12 protein-coding genes are annotated in these 11,860 nt (G+C 60.8%); all 12 read right to left on the reverse strand.

Annotation, left to right across the window (positions count from 1 at the left end):
- Positions 1 to 4 precede the first annotated feature (4 nt).
- A complete protein-coding gene (locus ON14_RS07995) occupies positions 5 to 1,330 on the reverse strand; it encodes an aspartate aminotransferase family protein (protein ID WP_010204371.1) in 1,326 nt (441 codons plus the stop codon).
- A 186-nt stretch (positions 1,331 to 1,516) separates the two neighbouring features.
- Positions 1,517 to 2,518, reverse strand: a complete 1,002-nt coding sequence (locus tag ON14_RS08000) for an ABC transporter substrate-binding protein (protein WP_010204372.1) — start codon at positions 2,516 to 2,518, stop codon at positions 1,517 to 1,519.
- A 211-nt stretch (positions 2,519 to 2,729) separates the two neighbouring features.
- Positions 2,730 to 3,578 carry an ABC transporter permease gene (locus tag ON14_RS08005; protein WP_010204373.1) on the reverse strand — a complete coding sequence of 283 codons (849 nt, stop codon included), beginning with the start codon at positions 3,576 to 3,578 and terminating at the stop codon, positions 2,730 to 2,732.
- The gene (locus ON14_RS08010) at positions 3,575 to 4,471 is read right to left on the reverse strand and encodes an ABC transporter ATP-binding protein (RefSeq protein ID WP_010204375.1); all 897 of its coding nucleotides are present in this window, start codon (positions 4,469 to 4,471) and stop codon (positions 3,575 to 3,577) included. The genes ON14_RS08005 and ON14_RS08010 overlap by 4 nt, the downstream gene beginning before the upstream one ends.
- Positions 4,468 to 5,421, reverse strand: coding sequence for an ABC transporter permease (locus ON14_RS08015; RefSeq protein WP_010204377.1), 954 nt, complete (start codon positions 5,419 to 5,421; stop codon positions 4,468 to 4,470). The genes ON14_RS08010 and ON14_RS08015 overlap by 4 nt, the downstream gene beginning before the upstream one ends.
- A 4-nt stretch (positions 5,422 to 5,425) precedes the next feature.
- The gene (locus ON14_RS08020) at positions 5,426 to 6,442 is read right to left on the reverse strand and encodes a TIGR03842 family LLM class F420-dependent oxidoreductase (protein ID WP_010204378.1); all 1,017 of its coding nucleotides are present in this window, start codon (positions 6,440 to 6,442) and stop codon (positions 5,426 to 5,428) included.
- An 81-nt stretch (positions 6,443 to 6,523) separates the two neighbouring features.
- Positions 6,524 to 7,987 carry a dihydropyrimidinase gene (gene hydA / locus ON14_RS08025; RefSeq protein WP_010204380.1) on the reverse strand — a complete coding sequence of 488 codons (1,464 nt, stop codon included), beginning with the start codon at positions 7,985 to 7,987 and terminating at the stop codon, positions 6,524 to 6,526.
- A gap of 73 nt (positions 7,988 to 8,060) precedes the next feature.
- On the reverse strand, positions 8,061 to 8,906 hold the full coding sequence (locus ON14_RS08030) for a nitrilase-related carbon-nitrogen hydrolase (protein ID WP_010204381.1): 846 nt from the start codon (positions 8,904 to 8,906) through the stop codon (positions 8,061 to 8,063).
- A gap of 240 nt (positions 8,907 to 9,146) precedes the next feature.
- Positions 9,147 to 9,932: a YqjF family protein gene (locus tag ON14_RS08035; RefSeq protein WP_010204382.1), complete on the reverse strand. Its 786-nt coding sequence runs from the start codon at positions 9,930 to 9,932 to the stop codon at positions 9,147 to 9,149.
- A 13-nt stretch (positions 9,933 to 9,945) separates the two neighbouring features.
- Positions 9,946 to 10,380, reverse strand: coding sequence for a heat shock protein transcriptional repressor HspR (locus tag ON14_RS08040; protein ID WP_010204383.1), 435 nt, complete (start codon positions 10,378 to 10,380; stop codon positions 9,946 to 9,948).
- Positions 10,381 to 10,385: 5 nt separating this feature from the next.
- Complete coding sequence (locus tag ON14_RS08045) at positions 10,386 to 11,381, reverse strand: DnaJ C-terminal domain-containing protein (protein WP_010204384.1); 996 nt, start codon at positions 11,379 to 11,381, stop codon at positions 10,386 to 10,388.
- 17 nt (positions 11,382 to 11,398) lie between these two features.
- Entirely contained in the window at positions 11,399 to 11,860 is a 462-nt protein-coding gene (locus ON14_RS08050) for a nucleotide exchange factor GrpE (RefSeq protein WP_010204385.1), read from the reverse strand.

Genomic DNA, 11,860 nt, shown 5'->3' on the forward strand with positions numbered 1-11,860 from the left:
CGTTTCACGCCAATTCTGCTGTCAGCACCGCGTCGTAAATCTCCATCGCCTCAGCGATTTCGGCGGGCGTGACAACGCACGGTGGCAATACGTGGATGCGGTTTTCTGACACAAAGGGCAGCAGCCCGCGCTCCACCAGGCCAGCACGAATGCGCCCCATCGTCGCGGCCGCAACGGGTTCGCGCGTGCCCCGGTCAGTGACGAGTTCCAGGGCCCAGAACACTCCGCGACCGCGCACCTCGCCGATCGACGGATGACGCTCGGCGAGCGCGTGCAGTGCTGGCCCGAGGTGGTTCTCCGAGATATCACGCACGTGCTCAAGAATGCCTTCGGAGGCAATGGTGTCGAGCGAGGCCACAATGGTGGCGGCAGCGAGCGGATGCCCCGAATACGTCAATCCACCCGGGAACACCCGGTCGTTGAAGAAGGCTGCAATCGGGTCGTCGATAATCACACCGCCGACGGGAACATAGCCCGAGTTCACGCCCTTGGCGAAGGTGATGAGGTCGGGCCGCACGTCGAAGGCGTCGAACGCAAACCACTCACCGGTGCGCCCAAAGCCACACATCACTTCGTCGAAGATCAGCAGGATGCCGTGCTGATCACACAGTTGGCGAACCCCGGCGAGGTAGCCGGCCGGTGGCAACAGGATGCCCGGAGTTCCCGGCACCGGTTCGAGCAGCACCGCCGCAATCGACTCGGCGCCCTCCGCTTCAATCACTCGCCGCAAATGCTGCAGCGCCCGTTCGCTCTCTTGCTCGGGCGTCGTCGCCCAGAACTCGGAGCGATACAGATACGGCCCGAAGAAGTGCACGTGCCCGCGCGCGAACTCGTTCGGGATGCGGCGCGGATCACCCGTGGCCACGATGCTGCTGCCGGTGTTGCCGTGATACGACCGGTATGCCGAAAGAATCTTGTCGCGCCCGGTGTAGAGCCGCGCCATCCGCATCGCATTCTCGTTGGCGTCTGAGCCGCCGTTCGTAAAGAACACGCGATTGAAGCCCTCGGGTGCAATCGCTGCCAGACGTTTGGCTGCCTCACCACGGGTCACGTTGGCCGTCGGCGGTGAGATCGTCGCGAGCAGCTGAGACTGCACCCGGATAGCTTCGAGCAGGGCCGGATGCTGGTGCCCCAGATTCACGTTGACGTGCTGGCTAGAGAAGTCGAGATATTCATTTCCGGCGTGATCCCAGACGCGGGTGCCGAGCCCACTCTTGATGCTCACGGCGGCAGCATGCGCGGGAGTCTGCGCCGACCACGAATGAAAGATGTGGGCCTGATCTAGTTCGAGCGCGTAGGCGTCGAGGTCTCGGGAATCGTGCTCGGTCATGACGCTGGCCCTTCAGAGTGAATACGCGGTGCTGATGTGAAACGGGTACTGCGAGCGAAAGTGGTGCTGCACGTGACGCGGTGCCGACGTGAAACGCGTGCTGCGAGTGAAACTCGTGGCGCAAGAAAACGAATGCCGCCCTCACGAGCGTAAGGGCGGCATCCGACTAACGATTATTCAGTGCGACTAGTTGCCGCCCTCAAGGAGGGTGACGTCGATCGGGCTAAAGTCGGCACCGGTGGTGTCGACACCGTCTGCCTCGAGTTCTTCGAGTGCCTTCATGATCCAGTCGTTCGACCAGGCGGCTGCCGGCGGTGCCTCGGTGATGGGGCTCGCGCCTGTTTCGTTGACAGCGCTGATGGCACCCTCAACCGTGCGGTCCCAGGCGGCTTCGTCGATAACACCGATGCCGTTGTCGGCCGGCCAGATCAGCTTGTTGGTTTCGTTGACCATCCACAGTTCGTGGCTGGGGCCCCAACCGGAACCGGCAGCAACAGTACCCTCGGCAGCAGACTCGGGGTTCTCAGCCGAGTAGATCCAGCCCTTGACGACAGCCTTGAGGAAGGCAACCGTGGTGTCCTGGTAATCCTCGTCGCTGTCAAGACGCTCAGTGTCGGCCCAGATTGCGTCCTGGAGCATCGCGCCAACCGTGTCTTCGTAGCTGATGACGTTAAAGTCTTCAGGCTGGTACAGCTCACCAGTGTCTGGATCGGTCGACTCAAGTAGCTGAGCGTACTCGTTGTAGGTCATCGCCTGAGCTGCATCGATGTCGCCCTGCAAGAAGGCGTTCATGTTGAAGTCCTGCGTGATGATCTGCACAGTCGACGAGTCGAGTCCTTCAGCAGCCATGGCCGCGAAGATTTCCCACTCGTTTCCGAAGCCCCAGGAACCGATCTTCTTGCCCTCGAAGTCGGCGACCGAGTCAATCCCCGAGTCGGCCCACGAGACCTGAAGCGTGCCCGACGTTTGGAAAATCTGCGCGATGTTGGTGAGGTTAGCGCCCTGCTCAATCGAGCCGAGAACCTTCGGAACCCAGGCAACGGCATAGTCGACGTCGCCGTTGGCGAGAGCGTCTTGCGGAACGATGTCGCCGCCCGACGGGATGATCTCTACGTCAAGGCCCTCTTCTTCAAAGAAGCCCTGATCGGCTGCGGCAAAGTAACCGGCGAACTGTCCCTGTGGGAGCATTGGAGCTGGAGCTTCACTTCGGTGAGGCCGTCAGCGGATTCCGAGGAACCGCTGTCACCCCCATCGCCCGTGGAGCATGCTGCGAGGAGAACCGCTGCCGTTACGGCAAACGCTCCGGCCGCAAGGGTGCGGCGTTTGGTGAACTTCATGTCAGACCTTCCAGATTCACGGTGCAAGTGGATACTGCTGGTAGAGCTGGTGGAGCTTGTTGTTATCGAGAACCTCCCGTCGGAACACGCCGCAGCACGAGTCGTTCTAGTGCGAGCGTCGCAAGATAGAAGAGCAGGCCGAGAGCAATGGATGCCCCCACATAGGCCCAGGCTCGGGAGTAGGCACTCGAAGCGGCCGAGGTCGCGATCAAGCTACCGAGACCTCCGCGCGGTCCGCCGAAGTATTCGGCAACAAGGGCCGAAATTACGGCAAGCGATGAGGCGATGCGAATGCCGGTCAGGATGAACGGGCGCGCGGTTGGCAGTGTGAGCGAGCGCAACATCTGCCCCGAGTTCGCCGCATAGGCCTTCATGAGGTCACGGTGCACCGGCTTAGTTTGGCGAAAGCCGCGCAGCGTGTTGATGAAGATCGGCACGAACGAGGCGATCGCGGCAATGGCTTGACGACCGAACTGGCTGTCGGCCCCGAACATCGAGTTGAGCACGGGAGCGAGAGCAACGATGGGCACAACGGCGAGGGCTGCAACGATGGGGGCACTCATCTGATCGGCGATTCGCCACCGGGCTGCAATCGCTGCGAGCACGATGCCGACCAGCGAACCGACGAGCAGCCCGAGCAGGCTGTTGGTTCCGGTGAGCACTGTCGCCGAGACGACCGCAGGCCAGAACTCGACAAGTTCGGCCACGATGGAGGTGGGGCTTGGCAGCAGGTAATCATCGACCCCGCCAACGGTGACGAGCAGTTGCCAGATGCCGAGAACGAGCAGCCCGAACGAGATCGGTGCCACAATGCGCAGCGTCGATTCTGTTCTGGGACTCCACCCTTTGCTCCGACGTGCCCCCGTTCCTGACCGGCCGTTGACGATGGCGTTTGCTGATGTGGCTGTCATCGGGTGTCCACTCCCCGCGCCCCGCGCGGTTCGTCTGCGGTGCCATCCGCTGCTCCGCCGTGCAGCGCTTCGCGTACTTCTGTGACCATTTCGAAGAAGGATGACTCTTCACGCAAGTTATCGGAGCGGTCCTCGCGACCAGCAACTGCATTCAGTCGCATGGGCACGATCTGGCTAATTCGGCCAGGGCGAGGCGACATGACGACGACGCGGTCGGAGAGGAACACGGCTTCGGGAATCGAGTGCGTCACGAACACAACAGCAGCTCCGGTGTCGGCGGCAATGCGCACGAGATCGGTTTGCATCTTCTCGCGAGTCATTTCGTCGAGCGCACCGAACGGCTCATCCATCAGCAACAGTCGCGGCTGTTCGGCCAACGATCGCGCAATGGCTACCCGCTGCTGCATTCCGCCCGAGAGCTGGTCGGGAAACCGGTCGGCGAATTCTGTGAGACCAACCATGTCGAGCAGGTCGGCGACGCGAGCGCGACGAGCTGCGGATGCCACACCGTGCAATTCGAGCGGAAGCGCAACGTTCGCCGCCACCGTTCGCCACGGCAGCAAACCGGCCTGTTGGAACGCGATGCCGTAATCCTGGTCGAGTCGCGCCTGGGTTGTGGTCTTGCCGAACACGGTTAGCTCGCCAGAAGTCGGGTCATCGAGGTCAGCGATGAGTCTCATGAGTGTTGACTTGCCACAGCCCGATGGGCCGATCAGGGAGACGAATTCCCCAGCCGAGACCGTGAGATCGATTGCTTCGAGGGCGTGGACCACACCGGTCGCGGTCTGAAACTGCTTGTTGACTCCGCGCACCGACACTGCCGCAGCATCCATATCGCCTGCTGTCCGTTGCGCCTCAGTTAGTGCTGCGCTGTTTAGGATCTGGTCGCTCATGCGGCCTCCTCTGTTCGTCGGTAGTCCTTGAGAATGATGCCGAGCAATGCCACCGAACCGGCCGCGACCAGTCCGAGAATGATGGCGCCGAAGATGGGTCCCCACGCTTTCTCAGGGTCACCGGATGCTTGGCCGGCAAATTGGATGAGCAGGCGACCGATGCCACCTTGAAGCCCGGTCGATACTTCAGCAACAACCGCGCCGATGACCGCATTCGCGGCTCCGAGTCGCAGGGCCGGCAAGAGGTACGGCACCGCAGCGGGAAAGCGCAGTTTTTTGAGCGTCGACCAATAGCCGGAGGCATAGGTCTCGAAGAGTTCCACGTGGATGCGGTCAGGAGACTGCAACCCTTTGAGCGCACCAACGGTGATCGGGAAGAACGCGAGGTAGCTCGCGATGAGCGCGACCGACATCCAGTCTTGCCATTCAAAGCTGCCGATCTCGACGCGTGATCCCCAACTCTTCACGACAGGCGCAAAGGCAATGAGGGGAACGGTTTGGCTGATCACGATCCACGGCAGCAGGCCGAATTCGGCCAGTCGCCAGCGCTGCATGAGCAGAGCAAAGCCGACTCCAACGACGACTCCAACGGCCCACCCTGCCGCGGCGATGCCGAGAGTGAGGAGTGCCGCAAGGGCTACGACAGCCCAGAGTGGAAGCGCACCGTCGGCTCGCGTTACGGGCTCGGCAAGTCGCACCATCATGTCCCACAGGTGAGGCATGGCCAGGTCGGTGGTTCGCGGAAGTACTCGAAGTTCGCCGATGAGCACGCCGTTGTCTGGACCGAAGAACTTGTAGCCCTCCCAGAGCAGCGCGATCGAAACGACCCCGGCGATTCCCCAGAGGAAACCGGCCAGTAGCCGAGAGCGAGCCGGGTTGGCGACCGCGCCCGACGGTTTCTCGAGGCGGACGGCAACCTCCCCACGCTTATCGTTTCGGGTTGCCGTCATGTGCTTAGGCCTTCGCCGTCACGGTTTCGGTGAGAGCCGGGATTACCGTCTCGCCGTAGACCCGCATGGTCTCTTCTTTGTTGTCGTGCTGCAGGTAGCCGGCGAACTGATCGACACCAAGCTCGCGCAGTTTTTCGAGCTTCTCGATGTGCTGCTCAGCGGTTCCCATGATGCAGAACCGGTCGACGATCTCGTCGGGCACAAAGGCCGCGTGCGTGTTGCCCGCTTGGCCGTGCTGGTTGTAGTCGTAGCCTTCGCGCTTCTCGATGTAGTCGGTGAGGGCCTTCGGTACGTCTCCATCAGAGCCGTACTTCTTGACGATGTCGGCGACGTGGTTTCCCACCATTCCGCCGAACCAGCGGCACTGGTCGCGCATGTGCTCGATGTCGTCACCGATGTACATCGGCGCTGCGACACAGAACTTGATCGACATCGGGTCTCGCCCGACAGCCTCAGCAGCGTCGCGCACCTTCTTGATCATCCAGGCAGCAATGTCGAGGTCAGCGAGCTGCAGGATGAAGCCATCTCCGACTTCACCGGTGAGCTTGAGGGCCAGCGGGCCGTAGGCCGCAACCCACATCTCAAGCTCTGAGCCTTTGCTCCACGGCAACTGCAACTGTGCTCCGCCATATTCGACCGAACGCGAGTTCGCGAGTTCGCGGATGACGTGAATCGACTCCCGCAGATCCTTCAACGTCGTGGGCTTGCCGTTAGTCACGCGCACCGCCGAGTCGCCGCGGCCAATGCCACAAACGGTGCGGTTGCCGTACATCTCGTTGAGGGTGGCGTACGTGGAGGCCGTGACCGTCCAATCACGGGTGGCCGGGTTGGTCACCATCGGTCCGACGATTACCTTGCGGGTCTCGGCCAAGATCTGGCTGTAGATCACATAGGGCTCTTGCCACAGGATGTGCGAATCGAAGGTCCAGACGTAGGTGAAGCCGTGCGCCTCCGCGAGCTTCGCGAGTTGAACGGTTCGTGCTGACGGCGGGTTGGTCTGAAGTACTGCTCCGAAGTCCATGGGGCTCCTCATTCGTGGTGGAAGGTCGGGAAAGTGCGGCGTCCGCTGGAGGTTAGCCAGCGGATGCCGCAGCGGAACCGGTTAGGTCAGGTACTGAGTGAGGCCGCGCTTCATGAAGCGGCCATCGCCCTTCGTTCCGAGATATTGATCGCCATCGACAATGACCTTGCCGCGCGAGATGACGGTGTCAACATGACCGTCGATCTCGAAGCCTTCCCAGGCAGCGTGGTCCATGTTCATGTGGTGCTTCTTGCCGGTGGGGTTGCCGTTATCGTCAATCGGCATACCGATCGACGTGTGGCCCTGCGGGTCGTAGATGACGATGTCGGCGTCGGCTCCGGGCTGGATGACACCCTTGCGTCCGTAGATACCGAACATACGAGCGGGGGTGGTGCTCGTCAGTTCAACCCATCGCTCGAGCGTGAGCTCGCCGGTGACAACACCTTGATACATGAGGTCCATGCGGTGTTCGACGGTTCCCATGCCGTTGGGGATCTTGCGGAAGTCCGCAAGGCCCAACTCTTTTTGGTCCTTCATGCAGAACGGGCAGTGGTCGGTGGAGACCATCTGCACATCGTTGGTGCGCAGCGACTGCCACATGGCATCCTGATGACCCTCTTCGCGCGAACGAAGCGGAGTCGAGCACACCCACTTGGCGCCTTCGAAGTGACCGTACTGCTCACTCTGCGCGCCGAGCTGTTCTTCGAGGCTCAAGTAGAGGTACTGCGGGCACGTCTCAGCGAAGACATTCTGACCACGGTCACGAGCGGTGGCGATCTGTTCGACCGCTTGCTTCGCACTGACGTGAACGATGTAGAGCGGGGCGCCGGTGAGCTTCGCGAGCATGATTGCTCGGTGAGTGGCTTCCTCTTCCATCTCCCAGGCACGAGCAACACCGTGATAGTACGGGTCGGTCTTGCCCTGCTCCACGAGCTGCTCGGCAAGGACGTCGATGACCGGGCCGTTCTCGGCGTGCATCATCGTCATCAAGCCGGTGTCGCGAGAGACCTGCATTGCCTTGAGGATCTGTGCGTCATCCGAGTAGAAAACGCCCGGATACGCCATGAACATCTTGAAGCTTGTGATGCCCTCGTCTGGCAGCTTCTCCATCGCCTTCAGCGACTCCGGAGTGACGTCGCCAACAATCTGGTGAAAGCCGTAGTCGATCGCGCAGTTGCCCGAGGCTTTGCCGTGCCATGCAGCGAGTGAATCTTGGATGCGCTCGCCAAAAGTCTGCACTGCGAAGTCGATGATCGAGGTCGTGCCGCCCCACGCCGCAGCGCGAGTGCCCGTCTCGAAGGTGTCGATTGCCGCGGTGCCGCCGAAGGGCAGCTCCATGTGCGTGTGGGCGTCGATGCCACCAGGAATGACGTACTTTCCCGTGGCATCAATGACCTTGTCGACGGATGCCGCAATGTCGGTTCCAAAAAGCGTGCTGCCGGGTGACAGCACAGCCTTGATTACTTCGCCGTCGATCAGTACGTCAGCGGGGGCGCGCCCCGTTGAGCTGACAACTGTTCCGCCGGAAATGAGAGTGGTGGCCATGATTCGCTCCTCTGCGATGTCGTGTGCCTACTGTTCCCCAGGCGCCAAGACAGCCTGGGGCTGACGTTGTTGCTTACTTAGGGATCGACAGGTAGGCGTCGGGGCGACGGTCGCGGTAGAACTGCCAGTCGTCGCGCATCTCCTGCACGAGGTCCATGTCGAGGTCGCGAATCATGATCTCTTCGTCGGTGCCCGAGCCACGCTCGCCGACGAAGTTTCCGCGGGGGTCGATGACCTGGCTGGTGCCGTAGAAGTCAACGGCTTCGTCGCCGTACTCGTTGTCTTCGAGGCCGACACGGTTGGGCTGAAGCACGAAGTAGCCATTGGCCACTGCTGCTGCGGGGCCTTCAACCTCCCACAGGCGGTTGGAGAGCCCGGGCTTCGTAGCGTTGGGGTTGAAGACAATTTCTGCACCGTTGAGGCCGAGCTCGCGCCATCCCTCAGGGAAGTGGCGGTCGTAACAAATGTGAACGCCAACCTTGCCGACGGCGGTGTTGAACATCGGGAACCCGAGGTTGCCGGGGGTGAAGTAGAACTTCTCCCAGAACTTGTCGAGGTGAGGAATGTGATGCTTGCGGTATGAACCGAGGTTCGTGCCATCCGAATCGACAACGACGGCGGTGTTGTAGTAAACACCCGTCATTGCTTCTTCGTAGATCGGCAGAATCATGACCATGTCGAGCTCTTTAGCGAGCGCCTGAAAACGCTTAACGATCGGGCCATCAACGGGCTCGGCGTAGCGGTAATACTTCTTGTCTTGAGTGATTCCGAAGTAAGGGCCGTAAAAAAGCTCCTGGAAGCAGATGATCTGGGCGCCTTGATCCTTAGCATCACGAGCGAACTGCTCGTGCTTCTGAATCATCGACTCCTTGTCGCCTGTCCAAGTGGTCTGAGTGATTGCTGCGCGAACTGTCGTCATGGTGCCTCCTGCGTTATCGGCGTCGTTGCCTTCAGCGATGAGCTGAGAGAATGACGCGCGAACGGGAACTATCCCCGTTCGTTCATTCTCCAACCCCATCGTTTCCATCGTGTGTTGCATAGATGACGTTGTGGTTACTCATCATGTCCCTGTCTGCACGAAGAGGCAATGCTCATTTGTGCTGATGAGACCATATTGGCCAAAATTGTTTATGCAATTGCACAATAATTCGCCAAATGATTAGGACGAACCCTCTGAAGTCCAGACCGGGCGTGCCTGAAACGAACGAACGCGCAGTGGCTGCTGTGCCGCCGCAAACACCGTAGTCACCGCGCTCGCGTACATCACCGAGTCCGGCGCACGATCCGCCAGCCCCTCAAAACCGGCCGCCGCGAGCAGCCCATCCTGTAGGTGGACCACTTCAGCAGGCTGCAGCGGCCACGGCTCGTGGAGATTGCGACAGTAGATCGTGCGTCCACCGTGAGTCTCGTGAAAACCCCAGCGCGCCGTCAAAAACCGCGCAAGAGGGTCAGCCGCGAGCGCAACACTGGCGGCCCGATCGTCGATCGGTCGCACAATGATGTGGGACGCGGCATCCGGTCGACCGTACCGTCGAGTTTTATAAGCGATCTGCCCGTCACGCTGCCCGATCTTCATCGATGCCCACTGGTAGGGCAAGCCAAACGCGGCGCGCGCGGTGAGCACCGGAATCAAGTGCGAGGCCTCGAGCGAGAGAAAAACCACACCTCGGCGACCGTCAGCATCGATCGAATACAGCCGCACGTTGACCTCGGGAAAATCACCGAGCCACGGGATGCTTGGCCCACCAAAAAAGGAACTTTGCGACATCTGAAACGCGATGAGTCCGACCCACGTGCTGCCGTCGATCGTGTCAGGACGGCACCCGGCAGGCAGGTGCGGAGCGACGATAGCGGGATCGACTTTCCAGTGCAGAAACGTGACTTCGCTCCAGCGCTGCCGCAGAACGGCGGAGCTGGTCAGGGGAGGCGCTTCAGCGGGAATCATCGCACTAGTGACATCAGCGGGGCAGTTGGTTGTCGCGTTTAGTGAAGGGGCGCCACAACACGACCTGGTCGGTGCGTTCGCCTCTAGTTCCGGCTCTCAGCGAGATAACTTCGCCGGCGGCACCGGCCGCAAATACCCGTCGGCCGGGCTTGGCGAGCAGTTCATCCGCCAGCGCAGCCTCTAGCTCATGCACTCGCGAACTCAACTCGGCCACCCGATTTTCAAGATCGAGAATGCGTTTGATGCCTTCAAGGTTGAGGCCTTCAGCGCCGAGCGCGGCAATCTCTCGCAACTGCATCACATCGCGCATGGAATAGCGCCGCGACCGACCGCTGGTTCTCGTGGGAGACACGAGACCCAGACGGTCGTACTGTCGCAGCGTCTGCGGATGCATGCCCGCCAGCTCTGCCGCGACGGCAATAGCAAAAGCGGGCGTGGACTCATCCATTGGTGCTACCTCCTGGCTTTAGCCATCAGGTCATCCCGCGGGTTTTCCGCGGGCATTGCTGACGTAAACGCTTCAAGGTGCTCACGGGCGGAGTCAGGGATATGGCTCGGCACTGCCACTTGAACTTCGGCGAGCAGATCTCCGGTCGCTTTTGTCGTGGCAACGCCGCGGCCTTTGACGCGCAACACGCGCCCGCTGGGAGTTCCGGCGGCAACCTTCAGCTTCACCGGCGCACCATTTAAGGTGGGAACCTCAATAGTGGCGCCGAGTACAGCCTCGGCAAAGGTCACCGGAACAAGAACGCGCAAGTTAATGCCGTCACGCTCAAATACCGGATGCTTGCGAACCGTTACCGTCAAAACCAGATCTCCGGCTTCCCCGCCGTTCGGACTCGGCTCCCCTTTAGCCTTGAGACGGATCTTTTGCCCGTCGCTGACTCCTGCAGGAATCTTGACGTTCATCGGACGACCGCCGGCCGGCTGCAGTTTGATCGTTTCGCCATTGATCGCGGTAACGAAATCAAGCGTGGTGTTCGCGGCTAAGTCGCGGCCCTTCGCGGGGCCCCCACGAAAACCGGGACCGCCGCCAGGACCAGCCTGGCCACCGAACATGCCACCGAGGAGGTCCTCAAAGCTGGCACCCTGCTGCCCGCCGCCGTAGCGCTGACCAGCACCGCCGCCAGCTCCGCCACCGAACATGCCACCGAAGACATCCTCGAAGCCGCCAGCTTGACCGCCTTGGCCGCCCGCTTGAAAGCGAGCACCGGAACCCATAGCTCGAACCTGATCGTATTCTTTACGCTGTTCAGGATCGGAAAGCACCGAGTGCGCTTCACTAATTTCTTTGAAGCGCGACTCGGCTTTCGGATTATCCGGATTGGAGTCCGGATGAAACTGGCGCGCGAGTTTACGATAGGTCTTTTTTAGTTCAGGGGCCGAGATATCTTTCGATACCCCGAGCACCTTGTAGAAGTCCTTATCGAACCAATCTTGGCTAGCCACTACACGCCACCCCCGGCTTATTCAGTGGGGCCAGAGACAGCAACCTTCGCGGCACGCACAACGCGCTCACCAAGAATGTAGCCAGGCTCGATCACGTCAGCAATCGTGTTCTCGGTTGCCTCCGGATCGTTCAGGTGCACAACGGCTTCGTGGAAAGCAGGATCAAAACGCTCACCCTTCTCACCAATCTTGCGCATACCGAATCGCTCGAAACTCGACTTAATCTTCTGAGACACCAAAGCCAATGGCGTTCCTTCGACGAGATCGCCGTGCTTGTCAGCACGATCGAGGTCATCGAGGGCCGGCAGCATTGAGCGCACCACATCAGCGATGACAGCTTCACGGTTGGCAACCCGATCACGCTCAACGCGCGTGCGGAAGTTCACCAGCTCAGCCTGAGCTCGCAACATCTGATCGCGCATCTCGGCAACGAGGTCGCGGCTGGCGTCATCGAGAAGCTTCTGATCTTCCGGGCTCAA

It is taken from the genome of Salinibacterium sp. PAMC 21357, assembly GCF_000247645.1.
GTDB lineage: Bacteria > Actinomycetota > Actinomycetes > Actinomycetales > Microbacteriaceae > Rhodoglobus.